This is a genomic window from Altibacter sp. (assembly GCF_019913785.1).
In the GTDB taxonomy this organism is placed as follows: Bacteria; Bacteroidota; Bacteroidia; order Flavobacteriales; family Flavobacteriaceae; genus Altibacter.
Map to the genome: position 1 here is coordinate 1 of NZ_JAIOHK010000070.1, position 19140 is coordinate 19140.

The window sequence follows — 19140 nt, forward strand, 5'->3', positions numbered from 1 at the left end:
TGGAGCCGGAGAGGACCGAGCGTTAAAAAAATACCCGGTGGGTATTTTTAGCGAAGGGGCCAGCTTGCCGCGTTGGCTTTCGAATCCCGAAGGCGGAATGCAAAAAACCACCCGTGGGTGGTTTTTAAAGTGGAGCCGGAGGGAGTCGAACCCTCGTCCAAACGCGTAACAATACTACTTTCTACATGTTTAGTTTTCATTTCGGTTTTCGTGGATTTGCCGGTCGAAAACTACCAACGCACCCCTTAGCTTCAATTTGGGTTTCGCAAGTGTATCAAAGCCCTACACAAGCTAGGTTTACTTTTACGAAGTCACTATATCAAAAACCGCAAACCAAGGTGTTTGAGTGACTTCCTGCTTGTCCGCCTTGCGGACCGAGGCATTATCCTACTGTAATTCGGATTATGCAGCTAGGGCGTAGTTATTCTCGCCGTTTAAAAAGTGTGAATCATGAGATTTACGAGCTGTGTTCCAGCGCTCGACATGCTTACAGTACCATTAGACCCGCTGTCAAAACCAGTCGGCCCCTGTATTTTCAAAGATCATTTGGCGGGTTCTCGTTGCTTTCGCAACGCGACCGGGCTTTCGGCTTTACACGGTAAATTGCCTCAATCCCTACCCGAAATGGAACGCAAAGATACACTAAAAACACTATCTTTGCCGCCAATAAAAAGCAACAAAAAGTATTCCAAATGGCTATCACCTTCGCAATTATCAAAGAACGTAAGAATCCGCCCGACCGTCGTGTCGTTTTTTCACCCGAAAAGTGTCAAGAAGTCATACATCAATTCCCCAATGCCAGAATCATTGTGGAAGCTTCAGATATTCGGGTTTTTTCGGATGAAGCCTATCGAGCAGCCGGATTTGAAGTGAAGGAAGATGTTTCGGAAGCCGATGTAATGCTAGGTGTTAAAGAAGTGCCCGTTGAGGCACTAATTCCGAATAAAAAATATTTCTTCTTCAGCCATACCATTAAAAAGCAACCCTATAATCGAAAATTGCTAAAGGCAATTCTCGAGAAAAAAATTGAATTGTTCGATCACGAAACCATCGTTAAGCAGAATAATTCTCGTTTAATAGGTTTTGGTCGCTATGCCGGATTGGTAGGAGCCTATAACGCCTTTAGAGCACTGGGCTTACGGGATACGCTTTTTACCCTGCCTAAAGTAGAAACGCTAAGCGATTTGGATGCTGTTAAAACACAATTAGATAATATTGAGTTGCCAAAAGGATTGAGGATTATTTTATCGGGAACAGGAAAAGTGGCCAAAGGAGCGAAAGAAATTCTGGACCATTTAAAGATTAGAGAAGTTACCGATGCAAACTATCTTTCAAAAACTTTCGATGAACCCGTGTATTGTCTTATCGATGTGACCGAATACAATCGCAGAAAAGACGGCGGAAAGATGGTCAAGCAGGAATTCTACAAAGACCCGTCGGGGTATGAAAGTGATTTTATGCGTTATGCCAAAGTGAGCGATGTATTTATCGCCGGACATTTCTACGGAAATGGAGCACCTTATTTGTTCACGCGAGAAGATGCCAGACATCCCGATTTCAATATAAATTTGGTGGCCGATATTTCTTGCGACGTAGACGGACCTGTGGCGAGTACGATACGTGCCTCAACCATCGCCGATCCCTTTTATGGATACGACCCAAAAACTGAAACAGAAACGAAATTCAATACTCCGGGAGCTATTGCAGTAATGGCGGTGGATAACCTTCCCTGCGAGTTGCCAAAAGATGCTAGCGAAGGCTTTGGAAATATGTTTTTGGAAAATGTGATCCCGGCTTTCTTTGATGGGGATAAACGCGGTATCCTTGAACGCGCCAAAATGACAACCAGTGATGGAACGCTTACCGAGCGGTTTGCCTATTTACAGGATTATGTGAATCAGGGAAATTAACCTGCTTTCTTTTTTAACACTATAGGTTCCTTGGTTTGAATATCAATAATATTTGAAAAGTACGATTTTAAAAGATCGTAGCTAGCTGCGGTGAATCGACATTCGGACAATTTAATATTTAAACGAATATTTATTTTTCCATCTACTTGCGAATACGCTATAGAATATTCGCCGGTCTCTTCGGGGAGTTTTAATACCCTACTCTGAGGCAGTTCTAATACCTCGTAAACTTCAGCCAAATCGATTGATACCAAATAAGTATTCGTAAGCGGGAATCCAAAATCCAGGGGATACTTTCGCTCTTTTAATGTAAACGGATTTTCAGTAAAATAGGTGGGCATAAAAAAGGGGTATAAAAATGTTTTTCCGCCCACAACTTCGGTTTCTACTAAAACATCATAAGATTCTTTTAAGGAGGCATCTATATCATCTCTATTTTCAAGCATTAAATTACTAATTTCTATATTGGTTTTTGAGTTGTGCTTAGCGTTGGCATAGTTTTCTAATGATTGGTCTATAAGCCTTTTTCTTGTATTCATGGAAATATAACCGGTGGATACTTCATTCACTTTTCCATTGAAATCACCATTTGAATCGGCCGCAATCTGTGCATTGATATAATAAATGTTTTTATTAAAAGGATCGATAGGGTGCCAGTAGCTACCTTCTTTAAAGTCCATAACCCTTCCCTGTACGTTTAGCACTTTAAACGGAACCATGCCAAAAGGAACCAGCTTGTCCGTCGCATCCAAAATGATTTTGACTCCACCAATAGTCACGACCGCCACTATATAATCAAAGTCAGTCAAAACAGGATATAACAAAGTTGGGAGTCCGTTCTCTCTTGTGGACAGCAGCATCATTTTAGCATCGAGTTGGGCTGCTTCCATAGCATTTATTAAGGCAAGGTTAATTTCGGAAATCGTGCCGGTTTTCTCTTCAAAAGCTTCCTTAACCCGGGCTTCCGAATACATTCTGTAGCTTCCATTCCAGGTAAAATGTTTTTGAATAAATGTATAGACGGCTTTGGCGCGTTCTAATGGATCTGGAATTAAGAGTATGGCACTTGGAAGATGTTCCTCGAAAAAGTTTGCATACTTCAATTGACGCCCAATGTCCTTGTCGTATCGAAATTCCTTATCCACATCTTCCCATTTCTTAGTAAAACTTTCCCTTTGTCCATCGAAGCTTGTCCAGTCCCTCAATTCATAGGCCACCCTAGCCAGGTAATTTTTCTTTGCAAGCATATAACTTTCTTCTTTAAAGGCTGGGACATCTTTCATCGCATATTGCGCTACTTCACAATCGGCCATGCCTGAAGAAGCACTCACCGAAAAACAATTGGGTTTGATATACACATCACTTTTATCCAGCGTTTCATAGCCGTAAAGTGCTCGGTTATATTTAAAATTTCCCGGGAGTTCAGAATTAAATTCAGAATATATTTTTGGTAAATTCCCTTGAAATTCCCAACCTCCAAAAGTGAAAAAGTACGGAGAGACTATACGATAGGTATATTCTAAAATACTTCCTTCTTTAATGTTGGGGAACGTAAATTTTTTTACGGAAAGATTTGCGTTTAAATTCACATCGAAAACAGATTCTTCAAGCACATAGGTCTTCAAACTTCCATTGTGGGTTAATGCCTGTAGGTGTTCAATACGTTCACTTCTATTGTTTTCACGGTAGTAATAAATTTCTACAGTGCCATTGTTAAACGTTGCCGGATCAAAGACCTTGATTTTCCGGTGCACCTCTTTAATTAACCGTATGTTATTGTCTACCAACTCAACATAATTTTTACCGCGCTCATATAATACTACACCGTTGGCCAGAGGGTCTTTCGGATAGTTTTTGAGCGCTAGCTCTGATTGGGAGGGTTTTCCAAATTCGGCCTTTTTCTTATGTTGTGCGTTAAGTGTAGCAATAGAAATTAAACACAGTCCTAAGGTGATTTTTTTAAGCGTATTCATACAAATGCTGTTATCTATATTGACGATCCCAAAATACATTAATTTGTGAGAAACTGGAAGCGTTTAGAAATCATTATTTTGAAACATACGCTCAAAAAGAATTATTAAAAGAAAGCCAATAATATAGGCAACTATGTCCCACCAATCGAATACTGAACCAATAACGGTACGAAGTATTTTAGATTGAATTTCAAACAACTCAACTGGTTTAAAAAGTTGTAGGACTTCAATAAAAAATGCAAATCCCAGTACATATAAGGCGATTTTAGTCGAGTTCGTTTTTAAGAATATTTTCAGGAAGCTATAAATTAAAAGGATGACGAGCACATCCCCTACAAAGCCTCTAATGACAGGATGAAAGTTGAAAACAGCAATACCGATTTCTAAAGTGAGAAGTAAAATAAAGGCTGTAGCATACCTAATTGAGCAGTTTCTCATAAACAGATAAGAAGTTCGGTTAGCGTTTGCATTTAGTTTCCATTTATTATACTAATGCGACATGGAGTGCTGCATTTTCGGAAAGGAAAAAGACTTCCTTTCTTGTTCTAAAAAATTGGGTTGTCCTTCAACAATTTTGATAAAGACTCCTGTTTTTGAACTGCCGTAATCAATAAATTCAAATATTCCATTGGGCCAGTTTACCGCAATGCTGGTAATGGATTTACAATTACCTAATCCAATTTCAGCCTGTAAACTATTGGCGCCGAAACTCCCTCCCGAATTCAGGGTATTGTAAATATGTCTTGTGGCTCCGTTCTCGTCTTTCACAGTGACCCTAATGCGCGCTCCAATGGCCGATCGATTTGAAGCAGTTCCTTGTAATTGGATGGTGATCCACTGATTGTTATTTCCGGGGTTCTCGAATAATGCATTCTGAAAAATATCCCCTGAAACCGAACCGCCCATGACGGCATAAATATCCTGGTCACCATCGTTGTCCAGATCGGAAAACCCAATCCCGTGCCCTTTTTGGATATGGCCAAAATTACCTGCATAGGTAACATCTTGAAATGTTTTTCCCGCATTGTTTCGAAACATACGGTTGGGAACAATAGCCCTGTAATCGGGTGCTCCGGTTCCAATATAAAAATCTAAATATCCGTCATTATCCAGATCGCCATAATTACAACCCATGGCGGGTAGGATATGGTTTAACTGTGTGCTTGCAGTTACATTGGTGAAGTTTCCGGCACCTGTATTCTTGTACAAACGAGGAAGATCTGCCTTTGGTTGCTGACCAAGATAGTCTGCGGCAACTTCAAAGGCTTGTTGTCCTAAGGAATATCCATCAAAACAGGTCACAAAAATATCTTCCCAACCGTCGTTGTCATAATCGAAGAACCAAGTTGGAAAACTTTCCAAGGGTTCTGCGACGCCTGCTTTTTGTGTTATATCTTCAAACTTCCAGCTTTCTATGGATGTCCCACCTCGATTGACCAATAGTTTATTGGGACCATTGAGAATTGAAATGTACAAATCCATCAACCCATCATTATTTATATCACCGCTGTTTACTCCTTTGATATATTCCGTAAAATTGAGTCCTAGTTGTGGTGCTATATCTTGGAAGGTTCCATCTTTTTTGTTCAGAAAAAATTGCGCCGGATTTAGTTCTTTTTGGGAATGCGTTTCATTACCGACAAATAAATCAAGCCAACCGTCGTTGTTAAAATCAACCCAAACTGCCGACTGAGTTGGGTTAGGGGCATACATACCGGATGCTATCGTAACATCGGTGAATGTGCCATCTCCGTTATTCTTTACCAGCGAATTAGGTAGTTGACCCATCCAATCAAATCCGCTCCACGCACTGCGAAGAATATAGAAATCTAGAAACCCATCATTGTTATAATCGGCTTGAATTAAATTCAATCCCCCGGTCAAATCTTGTAATCCCGAAGGCTCTGTTTTTTCCGTGAAAGTACCATTGCCGTTATTTTCGAAAAAATGTAGTTTTCCATATAGCCCCCAGGAGGAGACCAAAATATCTAAAAATGAATCGTTGTTGAAATCGTCAACGATCACGCCTCCGGCCAATTCATTTACGTCCAATCCTACATTCATAGAAATATTTTCGAAAACCGGTAAATCGTATTCTGGTTTAAACACGTTGGGTGAAATCAGTTGCCCGGCTGGGACGCCTTTGGGGTATTCATCCAGCGTCATATAGGCCAGGTTTAACAACCACCGGCTTTGCAGGTCGTCCGGAAAAACTTTTAAGATTTCTTTATAAATGGCGATCGCTTTTTCTGAACCCTGTCTGTCGGTGTGTATTCCCGATCCTTTTATGGGAAACAGACAAGATTCGGACGAGTGATTATCACGACAATTGACTTGTTCCCCTAATCGCATATAGGAAATTGCCAATGCATCGTGCAACCCCTTGGTGGTTGGAGTGATCACTTTATTTTCGGGCAATTTGTCGAGTAAGGTTTCAAAGACATCGATGGCATCTTGAGATCGCCCTGCATTCAGTAAGGTCTTGCCGTATTCAATATAAAGTGCGATCGTTATTTGATTATTTGTTTTTGCCAAGGTAACTTCTTGTTCGACACGCTTCAATTTTTCGGCGCTTTCGTAGGGATGGTTTCTGAAATTGACAGCTCCTTTGATGGCTCGTATGCTATCCATCATTTGAAGCGTCTCCATCCTAAAAGGCTTTTCCTCGGAAGAAATTTCAGAAATATTTATTTCTTTTGAAGGATTATTACAGGCCCATAAAAGCAGGAGAATTATGCTATATCTTATGTTTAATGCCATTTAGATAAATTGAAGAATTGATATATGACAATGTAAAACTAAATATACAGGATTTCAAAACGAAATATAAAAGAATGGACGGGTATTTTGAAAACAAAGAAACCCCCTTCTAAAAAACAGGGTTTTCCCCCTTGTACGTTGTTTATTTCTATCGCATCTTTGTTTAGCTTAATTAATTGAGGAGTTAAAAAGCAAATAAAGGGGTTGTTCATTTTTGAGCAACCCTTTTAGTTTTTAACAACGAAAAGGCACTGTAGTGAACAAATAGGAAAAACCCCGTTTTAATTACAGGAAAAATCCTGTTGTATTACATATTGGATAAGTTGCATCTTTGAGTGTCTTACGGAAATGATCTATTCCGGCCATAAGGCACTACAATTAATCGTTATATAAATTAATTGGGGAGTTAATGAAAAACGATTGTATAAAAGTTGCTCGTTAAGGGCAACTTTTTTTTACAGCCATTTGTAAATACAGGAAAAAACCTATTCAGAAAGGGTGATATGCCCCTTGTTTTGAGCCCTGATTCTTTTCATCTTTGTATAGCTTAATTAATTGGGGAGTTAAACAAAGCGATTATAAAGGACTATTCTTGATTGAGTAGTCCTTTCATTTAAAAATCTAATTGAATGTAGCCAAGTTCTCATTAGTAAAAAGCCTTGTCAACAATATTGACAAGGCTTTTTTTATTTATGTATTTTAGCCGTGATGAAACCTGCCGAAGCCTACATATTAAAACAATCCGAACCTTTTCGATCTATCTTATTGCAGCTACAGCTTATCATTGAATCGACAGTGGATGATGCCGAATTGCTGTATAAATGGGGGCTCCCTTTTTATTATATCGATGGGAAGCAACCTTTCTGTTATATGAATTGTTCAAAAGGCTATGTGGATCTGGTGTTTTGGCATGGCGCGCATCTTACACTACATCTGGATTCGCTGGTAGGTGGTCGCAAGCATTTCAAATCGTTGCGCTACACCTCTTCGGAAGCATTGGATGAAGAAATAGTAATTGAACTTTTACAAGAGGCCTATTCGGTACGAGATAGAGAGTACTACAAATGATTGATCGCCTTTCGAATCGCAACCAGATCGGTGAGTAATTTTTCCAGTTTTTTTAGATCCAACATATTGGCGCCATCACTTTTGGCATTGGCAGGATCGAAGTGTGTTTCTATAAAAAGGCCGTCTACCCCGGTGGCAATTCCTGCACGGGCAATGGTACTGATCATTTCGGGTCGTCCACCGGTAACTCCCACCGATTGATTGGGTTGTTGTAAACTGTGGGTGACATCGAGTACCACAGGGGCGTATTGCTTCATGGTAGGGATGCCTCTAAAGTCCACAATCATATCTTGGTAGCCAAACATGGTTCCTCTGTCGGTAATCATTACCTGATCATTTTTACAGTCGGTCACCTTTTTTACGGCGTGTTGCATGCTTTCCGGACTCATAAACTGTCCTTTTTTAAGATTGACCACCTTGCCCGTATTTGCCGCTGCCACCACCAAATCGGTTTGACGTACTAAAAAAGCCGGGATCTGTAGGACATCGACATACTCGGCAGCCATGGCGGCGTCACTTACTTCGTGAATATCGGTCACCGTAGGAACATCGAAGGTCTCTGAAACCTTTCTAAGAATCTTCAAGGCTTTTTCATCCCCAATTCCTGTAAAGCTGTCTATCCGACTTCGGTTTGCCTTCTTAAAACTTCCCTTAAACACATATGGGATTTGAAGTCGGTTAGTAATGGCCACAATCTTTTCGGCAATGAGCATCGCCATATCTTCGCCTTCAATGGCACAGGGGCCTGCGAGCAGAAAGAAGTTGTTGGACTGCGTGTGTTTTATCTTTGGAATTAATTCTAATTGCATACCGTTATGTTAAGAATACAAAGATATGGAATTAAAATGGTGGAGGAATTTTATTTGGGATTCCTATAACTATGCTTTCGTTTTAAAATCTTTGCGTTAGGGATAGTAGCGGCATCCCCCAATTGGATTGGGGATACAGCGGATAGCCCGCCCCGCCATTGGCGGGAACGCCCAAAAAATAATTAACGCTTTGTTATGCTTTAATCGGTTGAGAAACACTACTTTTGCACCCGCCTTAAGAAAGAGCACTATTATGAAGATTAAAAACATCGCTATCATAGCACACGTTGACCACGGAAAAACCACCTTAGTGGATAAGATCATGCACCATTGCAGTCTGTTTCGTGCCAATGAACATACCGGAGACCTTATTTTGGACAATAACGATCTGGAACGTGAGCGAGGTATTACCATTACGTCTAAGAACGTTTCGGTGGTGTATAAGGATACGAAGATCAATATCATCGATACGCCAGGTCACGCCGATTTTGGAGGTGAGGTAGAGCGTGTATTGAACATGGCCGATGGTGTGTTGTTGTTGGTAGATGCTTTTGAAGGGCCTATGCCGCAGACACGTTTTGTATTGCAAAAGGCGATTGACTTAGGATTGAAACCTTGCGTGGTCATCAATAAGGTAGATAAGGAAAATTGTACTCCCGATGAGGTACACGAAGGTGTTTTCGACTTGATGTTTGAATTGGGCGCTGAAGAATGGCAGTTGGATTTTCCTACGGTATACGGATCGGCAAAGCACAATTGGATGAGCGAGGACTGGAAAAATCCTACCGACTCTATAGAACCGTTGTTGGATATGGTGTTGGAACACGTTCCGTCCCCAAAAGTTTCGGAAGGTAACGTACAGATGTTGATTACTTCTTTGGATTATTCATCGTTTACGGGTCGTATCGCGATAGGACGTTTGCAACGAGGAGTGCTAAAGGAAAATATGCAGGTGACCTTGGTAAAGCGTGATGGCAGTACTACAAAATCGAAAATTAAAGAATTACATACGTTTGAAGGTCTTGGCCGTTTAAAAGTGAGTGAGGTACATGCAGGAGATATTTGTGCTTTGGTAGGTTTGGAAGGTTTTGAAATTGGCGATACTGTTGCCGATATTGAAAACCCGGAGGCCTTGAAAACCATTGCTATCGATGAGCCTACCATGAGTATGTTGTTTACGATTAACGATTCGCCTTTCTTTGGAAAAGATGGAAAGTTCGTTACGTCAAGACATATCAGAGAGCGTTTGGAGCGTGAACTAGAAAAAAACCTAGCGTTGCGTATGCAGCCTACCGATAGTGCCGATAAGTTTATGGTGTTTGGTCGTGGGGTACTGCATTTATCGGTTTTGATAGAAACTATGCGTCGTGAAGGGTACGAGTTACAAATAGGTCAGCCACAGGTAATCATCAAGGAAATTGATGGTGTAAAGTGCGAGCCGGTAGAAGAAATGACCATTGACCTCCCTGAGGAAGTAAGCGGAAGAGCCATTGATATGGTGACGCTTCGAAAAGGGGAGATGTTGAGTATGGAGGCCAAAGGAGATAGAATGATCTGTAAATTCAATATTCCGTCACGCGGAATTATTGGGTTGCGAAATCAGTTGTTGACAGCAACGGCCGGGGAAGCTATAATGACGCATCGATTTTTAGAATACCAACCTTTAAAGGGAGGAATTCCTGAACGACAAAACGGAAGTTTGGTCTCTATGGAAAATGGTGCTGCCATTCCGTATTCGATTGATAAATTACAGGACAGAGGACGTTTCTTTGTACACCCTAACGAAGCTATCTACGAAGGGCAGGTAATTGGAGAGAATACGAGACAGGATGATATGACGGTGAACATCACCAAAACCAAAAAATTGTCGAATGTACGTTCTTCGGGAGCCGATGATAAGGCGCGGATTATTCCGGCCATTAAATTCTCCTTGGAAGAAGCCTTGGAATATATTCAAAAGGATGAATATGTGGAGGTAACTCCTAACCATTTGCGATTGCGTAAAGTATTCTTAAAAGAAGTAGACCGCAAGCGTAATAAACTATAAATATTATTGATGATTGTTTCAATAAACTCTGTGTTTTTTAGTTTATTTGTAACTGTTTTGTAAAGAAATCATCATTTTAAAGTAATATAGCGACATGAACTATTTTTTGTATTTCGACCCGGGTTTAGGAGCCATGATCGTTCAGGCTGTTGTGGCTGTGGCGGCAGGGGTGTTATTATTTTCGAAAAATGTGATGTATAAGGTGAAAGCTTTTTTTGGATTACTGAAAAAAGATGATGATACTTACGATTCAATTGATATTGAAGAGCAAGACACCGACACACATGACCAACCACAAAAATAACATACATCAAGCTTCTTTTAGGGATCCTTCCGGATATATGTTTCACGATGGGAAAACCCTTCGTAGGTGTATCAATCCCATTTATTTTCCGCAGTATAAAAAACTAACCGAAAGCGGTTTTTTTAAAACCCTTATCGATAATGGATTGTTGATTCCTCATGTTGAGACTTCCGCTTCAGAAGAAAAAATTGTAATCACTCCCGAAGAAATCCCGTTTATCACCAATCCCTACGAGTGGAGTTTCGAACAATTTAAACATGCAGCCTTACATACCTTAAAAATTCAGAAATACGCCTTGTCCAAAGGATTTATCCTGAAGGATGCTTCGGCCTATAATGTAACTTTTCACAAAGGGAAACCTATTTTTATCGATACGCTTTCCTTCGACTTTTACGAAGAGGGTACTCCTTGGCGAGCTTACAAACAATTCATAACTCACTTTTTTGGACCTTTGGTATTGGCGAAATATCACGGCACCGAAGTCTTTAAAATGTTGCAAACACATATAGATGGGATACCGGTAAAACTCATCGCTTCCATGCTTCCGGGCAAGTCCAAATTAAGTTCTACGCTGTTCACCAATATACATCTTCTGGCGAAGATGGAAAGCAAGCACAGCGAAGACTATAAGGCCGAAACCAAGGTGGCAAAACTTTCCAAAAAGGCACAGAACAATATTCTGGAAAGTTTGTTCGATTATATCAAAAAACTGGAAATCAAAGAAGCTTCGGAGTGGGGAGATTATTATAACAAAACGAACTACGAGACAGCAGCATTTCAGGCTAAAAAAGAATTGATAAAGGCTTGGGTAGCACCATTGCAACCACAGAAACTGATTGATGTAGGGGGAAACGACGGAACTTTTGCAAGAACCGTTTTAGACAAAGTACCGCATATAATTGTAACCGATATTGACAGTAATGCGGTGGATTATAATTACAAACAAATTCAACAGAACAAGGAGACGAATATGCTGCCCTTTGTCTGTGATGTTTTGCAGCCCGCACCCGGAATTGGCTTTAATAATACCGAACGTAGCTCGCTTATTGAACGCCTTCAGGAGTATGCACCCGATGTGACCATGGCACTGGCTTTGATACATCATATTACACTTTCGGGAAATGTCCCTTTTGAAAAATCGGCTGAGTTTTTCGCCAAATTTTCTGAAAATCTAATTATCGAATTTCCCACTCGGGAAGATTCTTGGGTAGTATCGTTATTGGTTCGGAAACGGGAATTTATAAATCATTTCGATTTTTACAATGAGGCTAATTTTGAAGCAGGGTATAAAAAATTCTTTCATTTAGAAAAGAAAGAAGCGGTTTCCGGAACAAAGCGAGTGCTGTATTTGTTTAAAAAGATGAAATGATGTCAACGCAAAAAAAAAACGTCCGTCATTCATTTTTTATCAGGTATAAGGCCACACTGATTGCGGCTATCGCTTCGGGACTCTATCCTGTGCTATTTTATTACACCAATAATTTTTCGTTAATCAACTCGTGGAAGCATTTGGGCTTCTTTATTTGTTTTTTTCTTTTAGCGCCTATAATCACCTTTATAGGAGCCGATATGCTGTTTAAAAGGCCATCACTGCAAAAATGGAATAAACATATCGTTCCCTTTTTAAATGTCTTTGCTTTTTTACTTTTTATACAGTTGTGCATATATGCCAAGCTACAAGTATGGTTTACTCTTGGGATTATATTGATTTCCTTACTGTTTGCTAGATTCCTGTATCGTCTTTTAAGCAAGCTAGTTGTTATTCAGTTTTTGTTGGCAATCATTAGTTTATTCTGGTTGTTTCCAATCGTCAAAAATCAACTCATGTATTCAAGTACTTGGATGCAGCAACCCGATAATATTGAGGCAGTTGTATTTAAAAAACGCCCCAATATCTATTATATTCAACCGGATGGATATGTCAATTTTTCAGAAATTGACAAAGGGTATTATCGACTAGATGACGATGATTTTAAAAATTATTTATTGGAAAGTAAGTTCACTTTGTACCCAGGTGTTCGGAGTAATTATACTTCTACATTGGTGTCAAACAGTGCAACGTTCGCTATGAAGCATCATTATTATAATAATGGATTTAATTTTAGCGAAATCGCCAATGCAAGAGAGGTGATTGTTTCGGATAATCCCGTCTTACGGATTTTTAATAATAATAATTACAAAACGCATTTTTTGGCTGAATGGGGATATATTCTTACCAACTTCCCAAAGATGGGGTATGATGTTTGTAATTTCGATTACAAGGAAATGTCTTTTATTTCTGAAGGGTTTGAGACGGAACAAGATGTGATGGCACCGCTAGAAACCTATATTCAGGAAGATCCGGATCGTCAGAAATTCTTCTTCATCGAAATCTTTAAACCTGGACATGTAGAGTCGAAAAAGCATAAAACGACAGGGATTGTTGCCGAAAAAGAACTTTATATAAGTAATTTAAAAATGGCGCATGAAAAATTGAAGAATGTTATAAACCTAATTCAGGAAAAGGATCCCGACGCTTTGATTATGATTATGGCAGATCACGGCGGCTATGTTGGATTTGAATACATGCTCGAAATACGAAAAAACACGACTGATCGGGATAAATTATATTCTGCATTCAGCACCAATCTCGCCATTAAATGGCCTGAGGGAATGCCACTTGAATTTGACCCTAATTTCCAAACAGGAGTGAATGTGTTTAGAACTCTTTTTTCATATTTAAGTGAGGATACAAGCTATTTAGAACACCTACAAGATGATGGAAGTTATACCATTATTAACGAAGGGGCTCCGAAAGGCATATATAAGGTTATAGATAGTAATGGAAATATCACATTTAAAAAACAATAATCGTCGCTTAGATTTTTATTTTTTGGAAAAATAATTAAGAAGATTATATTTAAGGATACACCAGAGTGCCCAAACGCCGTCTTTCCAGTTTATTTTTTTTCCTTCAGCATAGGTGCGGCCATAATAAGAGATTCCCACTTCATAAATTCTAATGTTAGGTATTCTTGAGATTTTGGCAGTCACCTCGGGCTCAAAACCAAATTGTTTTTCTTTTAAATTAATCCCTTTTAAAATCTCCGCCCTGAATAGTTTATAACAGGTTTCCATATCGGTAAGATTGAGATTGGTGAATAGATTGCTTAGAAATGTTAGAAATTTATTCCCTATAGTATGCCAAAAAAATAAGACGCGATGAGGGTTTCCTCCCATAAATCGGGAGCCGTAAACTACATCTGCTTTTCCGTCGAGCATTGGTCTTAATAATAATCTATATTCATTAGGGTCGTATTCAAGATCTGCATCTTGAACAATAATAAAATCCCCGGTCGCCATCGCAAATCCCTTATGCAATGCGGCTCCCTTACCTTGATTTTTAGTAAGTGAAAATAGTTTAATATCTATGTCTTTATGTTTTTCAATAAATCCCTCAATTAAACTTAGGGTATTGTCTCTAGAACAATCATTTACAACAACGATTTCTTTAGCCATGTCATTTGGTAAAATAACCTGATCAAGTGTTGTCAATATTTCGATGATCGTATTTTCCTCATTATACGCCGGAATTACTATAGAAAGAGTCTGTTTCATACAAAATAATTGGCCGTAAATATAAGTATATCTATTAAAAGGACTCTTGTCAATTTATTAATAGCCGAAAATATTGTTGTCGCTTCTATTATTCTGAACATTTGTATTCGTCCAAAAATGAAAATTGCCTAATCTTTCTAGTTTTATAAGAATTACAATTTGTTAAAAAAGGCTATTTTTGAAGGACGTACAATGAAGGAAAAATTGTTAAATTTCGTGATTGCCTTACTAGGTTTTTTGCCATTGGCAATATGGAGTTGTCATTATATTAACTTCGATTTGTGGTACGATGAAGTGTATTCTTTAGAACACTTTACCTTGACTGATTTTAAAACAACCTTGTTTTATTATCCAGCACCTAACAACCATATTTTTTTTAATTTAACGAGTCAATTAATTTCAAGAGTGATTGGTATGCGGGACATTTTTGTGATCGCAGACCATGTGTATATTTTTAGGTTGTTCCAGTTGCTAATAACACTACTTACTGCTTATTTTTCTATGCGAATTGTAAAGCGGTATTTTAATTGTAACAGCAGTATATTGATTTTTGTGGTTTTGTTTACTACAATTCCATTACTTAATTTTTCATTACAATTGCGAGGATACAACATGAGCTCTTTGTTTTTGGTTATGCTAATCTATTTTTCATGGAATTATATTGAGAACAAGAAGCGATTGTCGGGAATTGTAGTGCTAATTTCAAGTTTTTTACTTTTATATACCATTCCTTCCAATGTTTATTTTTTAGCGACTTTTTGGATAGTGATATTTATTTTTTGGGTCTATTATTATAAAAGGAAACAGGGAGTTCTCGCAAAAAAATTCAGAAACATTTTAATGTTCATTGCCGCAGGTAGCTTGCTATCAATGGCATTGTACTTGCCAATAATTGACGATGTTATTTTTAATAAATTTTCGAATAGAGAGGCTCAAGGGGCCTTTTATTCATTTAAAATTCTCTTTGAAGTGATCCCAGCATTTTTAACGAAAAGATATTTGTTATTGCCTTTCATGGCACTAGGGCTTTTTGTTTTGTATAAAACTACAGATACAAAAGAGAAGCTATATTTTGTTTCGTTAATTACTTTATTTTTTATCCCTTTCATACTTTCTTTTTTGCATCAAAAGGCACCTTTTTCAAGAGTGTTTATAACACTCGCGCCTGTTTTTGGAATTTTGACAACTATCCTAATTGCCAAGTTTATTGACGCACAAGTACATTTTAAATACACTCGAATAATTCAAATTGTCATTACTGTATACTGTGTTTTTATTTTTGTAAACGAATCGGAAAGGAATCATTTTATCATTGCAGAAAATTTAGTAGAAAAAGGCAAAGTGGATCAAGGACTTTACAGGAATTATTATTTAGGAAATTTCTATGCGCAAGACAGTACGATGAAATACTTGAAATCTGTCTATAGGGGCGATCCTGTTTTTAAATTAAATCAGTTAGATCAGCCATCCACCGATATGTATCTAAATAAATATCAAATTCCTTTCACAACCGTTGATTCTATTGGCAATATTACATCCCAGCTAATAGCGCAAAGGCCTGTTTATATTCTTACTACTTTTAGAAAAAACACCCTTGACGATTTAGAAAAGCTATCAGGGATAACCTTCGAAGTTTTAACAAACGATTATACATTTACTAATATCATTCGAGTCATACAGACTCCTGTTAGGTAGCATAATAAAAATTAAAATATCCTTATATGAAACGTCTTTTGCAGAAAACTAATCGTCGATGTTGGTTTTTTGGTATAGCTGCAGGATTATATCCGATGCTTTATTTTTTTTCGAGAAGACCGGATATTCTTACTTCTTGGGATCATTACCTTTTCTTCGTACTCGCATTTATTTTGTTGCCAACTGGGACATTTTTTATTCTTGAAAAATATATTAAGTTTAAAACCGAGGTGAAGAAACAAAGGACCATATCATTTGTTTGCGTTTTTTATTTTCTTTTTTTTCTTCAACAAATAATCTTTGTTCAACATCATAAGAAATTAATATTTGGGGCAATAATAGTTGCTATTTTAATAGGCTATTTTCTATACCAACATTTGGCTAAGATAGTACTGCTTCAGTTATTTTTGGCGATAATTACAATGCCTCTTTTGGTCGAAACCATTTTGATAAGAAGTTCATATTCTAATTCATGGACAACTCAGAATGATACAATAGAAGAGGTGCTATTTCAGAAAAAACCAAATGTATATTTTATTGAACCTGACGGCTATTCAAATTTTTCTGAATTAAAAAAACCAACCTATGATATTGATATCAGCAGTTTTGAAAATTTTCTACAGAAAAGAGGATTTTCCAATTATCCAGAATTCAGGAGTAATTATACATCAACCTTAGCATCGAACGCCTCTTTTTTTTCGATGAAGCATCACTATTTTAATAATGATTTAAAAAGTGACGAGGTTCAGAATGCACGGGATATAATAATGTACGATAATCCGGTGCTTCGAATTTTTAAGAACAATGGGTACAAAAACTACTTTGTATCGGATTCTCCATACCTATTGGCAAATAGACCAAAAACGCTCTTCGACGAAACAAATTTTAAATTTTGGGATTTGTCCTATATCGATAATGGGATTAGAAAAAACAGAAAGGATGTGGTGTCCTCGTTTAAAGAAGTTTTTAATAAACAAGACAGCGAACCTCGATTTTTCTTTATTCAATTTATCAAGCCGTGGCATATTAGCGGCAAGGAGGGAGGTTCAAAAGGAGTGGATCGAGAACGCGAATTGTGGACAGAACGTTTGTTCGAAGCCAATAAAATCCTACGCCAGATTATCGATGAAATCTTGGCAAAAGACCCACAGGGACTCATTGTAATAATGGCAGACCATGGAGGATATGTTGGCTATAATTATAGCGATGAAAGTCGGACAAAGACATCAGATCCCAATTTAATTACTACCATTTTTAGCAGTAATTTATCAATCCATTGGCCGGATGGAATTGCACCAAGTTTTGAAAACGAATTAGACTCCTCGGTGAATATATTTAGAATTTTATTTTCTTATTTGTCCAATAACGAAGCGTATTTATTACATATGGAAGACGATAGTAGTTATATTCTTTTGCGAAAAGGGACCGAAGAAGGAATCTATTCATATATTGACGATAGCGGCAACCTTGTTTTTAAAAAGCTTCAATTATAATCCTTATCTCTTGAAAATATTTGCAAAATACAGTTTAAAACTACCAGTCATAGCAGGGATTGCTTCTGGACTATACCCTGCATTATTTTATAACTATAAGAATTATACCTTAGTTAATTCTTGGGAACACCATCTTTACTTTTTATTTGTTTTTATTTTACTCCCTATTGCTGTATTTACAGTGGCCGTTAACCTATTTAATAATAAAAAATTAGTTAAATATAAAAAGTACGTGCTGCCTTTTTTGAACATCACTTTCTTCTTATTTTTTCTAAAAATTTGTCTGTATGCAGGTGTTCAAAGAAAAATTATTGTCGGAATTTTATTAATAGCAGTCATCGTCGCTTATTTTTTATACCATCATCTCAAAAAAATACTTGTTTTACAGTTTTTAATCGCTTTGGTTGGCTTAGTATCTTTGCTATTTAAACTCTACAGTTATAGTACTATTTCGAATGATTGGAAAATACAGCCCGACGCAATCGCTGAAGTACAATTTAAAAAAACCCCTAATGTATATTACATCCAGGCCGATGGCTATGTGAATTTTTCTGAAATGGACAAGGGTTTTTATCAGTACGATAACTCACCATTTAAGTCGTATCTTGAACAGAACGGTTTTAAAAATTATGCAAACTTCCGAAGCAATTACCCAACCACGCTTGAGTCGAATGCCTCTACCTTTATGATGAAGCATCATTTTTTTAACAATTCACTAATTACAGGAGAAATCTATAATTCCCGAAATACAATTATATCAAAAAACACAGTATTGGATGTGTTCAATAATAATGGATATAAAACCTATTTTGTTTCAGAAACCCCTTATATGTTGCTAAATCGACCCAAGATGGGATACGACGTAAGCAATATTGCATATAGTGAAATTGCCTATTTGAATAACGGAATAGGCAAAAGAAGGGATATTGTTGAACCTGTATTGAATCTAGTTTCTCAAGAAATAAATTCGCCTAAGTTCTTCTTTGTTCAAATCTTAAAACCATGGCATATTCACAGTAGAAAACGACATACCTTATACAAAGAAAAGGAACGACTTGCTTGGCTTGAAAGTTTAGAAGAAGCCAATGTAATTTTAAAGGAATTAGTTTCAGAAATACTAAAAAAGGATCCTGATGCTTTGCTCATTATTACGGCAGATCACGGGGGATATGTTGGAATGGACTATACAGATCAAACGATTGCCAAATCTCAAAACCGAGATTTTATTTACTCTATTTTTAGTAGTCAACTATCTATAAGATGGCCAAATAATGAAGCACCTACGTACGATGCTCACTTCGCATCTTCGGTGAATCTCTTTCGAATTCTTTTTTCATATTTATCGAATAATGAAGCGTATTTGGAATACCTACAAGAAGATAGCAGTTATACCATAATTAGAGAAGGTGCACCCGAAGGGATTTATAAATATATTGATCACGATGGGCATATAGTGTTTGAAGGTATAAATGCGACCGACTAGC

At 37.7% G+C, this 19140-nt stretch carries 14 protein-coding genes and 1 other RNA gene; 9 read left to right on the forward strand and 6 right to left on the reverse strand.

Annotated elements, in window-relative coordinates; all coding sequences use genetic code 11:
- Positions 1-127: 127 nt before the first annotated feature.
- Positions 128-528, reverse strand: a transfer-messenger RNA (tmRNA) gene (gene ssrA, locus K8F54_RS12320).
- Positions 529-698: 170 nt separating this feature from the next.
- Between ssrA and K8F54_RS12325 the strand changes: the two genes are divergently transcribed.
- Positions 699-1910, forward strand: a complete 1212-nt coding sequence (locus K8F54_RS12325; RefSeq protein WP_290791469.1) for an NAD(P)-dependent oxidoreductase — start codon at positions 699-701, stop codon at positions 1908-1910.
- On the opposite strand, the gene K8F54_RS12330 is transcribed toward K8F54_RS12325, so the two are convergent.
- The 3 genes from K8F54_RS12330 to K8F54_RS12340 form a co-directional block, all read right to left on the reverse strand.
- Positions 1907-3883: a DUF3857 domain-containing protein gene (locus K8F54_RS12330; RefSeq protein ID WP_290791400.1), complete on the reverse strand. Its 1977-nt coding sequence runs from the start codon at positions 3881-3883 to the stop codon at positions 1907-1909. The two genes, K8F54_RS12325 and K8F54_RS12330, sit on opposite strands and share 4 nt — an antisense overlap.
- A 63-nt stretch (positions 3884-3946) precedes the next feature.
- Positions 3947-4321 (reverse strand): DUF2809 domain-containing protein, encoded by a 375-nt coding sequence (locus tag K8F54_RS12335; protein ID WP_290791402.1) that lies wholly within the window; start codon positions 4319-4321, stop codon positions 3947-3949.
- A 51-nt stretch (positions 4322-4372) separates the two neighbouring features.
- Entirely contained in the window at positions 4373-6643 is a 2271-nt protein-coding gene (locus tag K8F54_RS12340; RefSeq protein WP_290791404.1) for a CRTAC1 family protein, read from the reverse strand.
- A 708-nt stretch (positions 6644-7351) separates the two neighbouring features.
- On the opposite strand from K8F54_RS12340, the gene K8F54_RS12345 reads away from it, so the two are divergent.
- Positions 7352-7711, forward strand: a complete 360-nt coding sequence (locus K8F54_RS12345) for a DUF1801 domain-containing protein (protein ID WP_290791406.1) — start codon at positions 7352-7354, stop codon at positions 7709-7711.
- Here the strand turns inward: K8F54_RS12345 and kdsA are convergent.
- A complete protein-coding gene (gene kdsA, locus K8F54_RS12350) occupies positions 7702-8520 on the reverse strand; it encodes a 3-deoxy-8-phosphooctulonate synthase (RefSeq protein ID WP_290791408.1) in 819 nt (272 codons plus the stop codon). The two genes, K8F54_RS12345 and kdsA, sit on opposite strands and share 10 nt — an antisense overlap.
- A 253-nt stretch (positions 8521-8773) precedes the next feature.
- Here kdsA and typA point away from each other — a divergent pair, with 253 nt between their 5' ends.
- From typA to K8F54_RS12370, 4 genes are all read left to right on the forward strand, one after another.
- Positions 8774-10567 carry a translational GTPase TypA gene (gene typA, locus K8F54_RS12355; protein WP_290791410.1) on the forward strand — a complete coding sequence of 598 codons (1794 nt, stop codon included), beginning with the start codon at positions 8774-8776 and terminating at the stop codon, positions 10565-10567.
- Between the two features lie 94 nt (positions 10568-10661).
- Positions 10662-10871 (forward strand): hypothetical protein, encoded by a 210-nt coding sequence (locus K8F54_RS12360; RefSeq protein WP_290791413.1) that lies wholly within the window; start codon positions 10662-10664, stop codon positions 10869-10871.
- A complete protein-coding gene (locus K8F54_RS12365) occupies positions 10852-12240 on the forward strand; it encodes a class I SAM-dependent methyltransferase (RefSeq protein ID WP_290791414.1) in 1389 nt (462 codons plus the stop codon). The genes K8F54_RS12360 and K8F54_RS12365 overlap by 20 nt, the downstream gene beginning before the upstream one ends.
- Positions 12237-13721 (forward strand): sulfatase-like hydrolase/transferase, encoded by a 1485-nt coding sequence (locus tag K8F54_RS12370; protein WP_290791416.1) that lies wholly within the window; start codon positions 12237-12239, stop codon positions 13719-13721. The genes K8F54_RS12365 and K8F54_RS12370 overlap by 4 nt, the downstream gene beginning before the upstream one ends.
- A gap of 15 nt (positions 13722-13736) precedes the next feature.
- Here K8F54_RS12370 and K8F54_RS12375 read toward each other — a convergent pair whose 3' ends face one another.
- Positions 13737-14468, reverse strand: coding sequence for a glycosyltransferase family 2 protein (locus K8F54_RS12375; protein WP_290791418.1), 732 nt, complete (start codon positions 14466-14468; stop codon positions 13737-13739).
- 840 nt (positions 14469-15308) lie between these two features.
- Between K8F54_RS12375 and K8F54_RS12380 the strand changes: the two genes are divergently transcribed.
- From K8F54_RS12380 to K8F54_RS12390, 3 genes are all read left to right on the forward strand, one after another.
- Positions 15309-16163: a hypothetical protein gene (locus tag K8F54_RS12380; protein WP_290791420.1), complete on the forward strand. Its 855-nt coding sequence runs from the start codon at positions 15309-15311 to the stop codon at positions 16161-16163.
- A 377-nt stretch (positions 16164-16540) separates the two neighbouring features.
- Positions 16541-17656 carry a sulfatase-like hydrolase/transferase gene (locus K8F54_RS12385; protein WP_290791422.1) on the forward strand — a complete coding sequence of 372 codons (1116 nt, stop codon included), beginning with the start codon at positions 16541-16543 and terminating at the stop codon, positions 17654-17656.
- 418 nt (positions 17657-18074) lie between these two features.
- Positions 18075-19139 carry a sulfatase-like hydrolase/transferase gene (locus K8F54_RS12390; protein WP_290791423.1) on the forward strand — a complete coding sequence of 355 codons (1065 nt, stop codon included), beginning with the start codon at positions 18075-18077 and terminating at the stop codon, positions 19137-19139.
- The last annotated feature ends 1 nt before the right edge of the window (position 19140 follow it).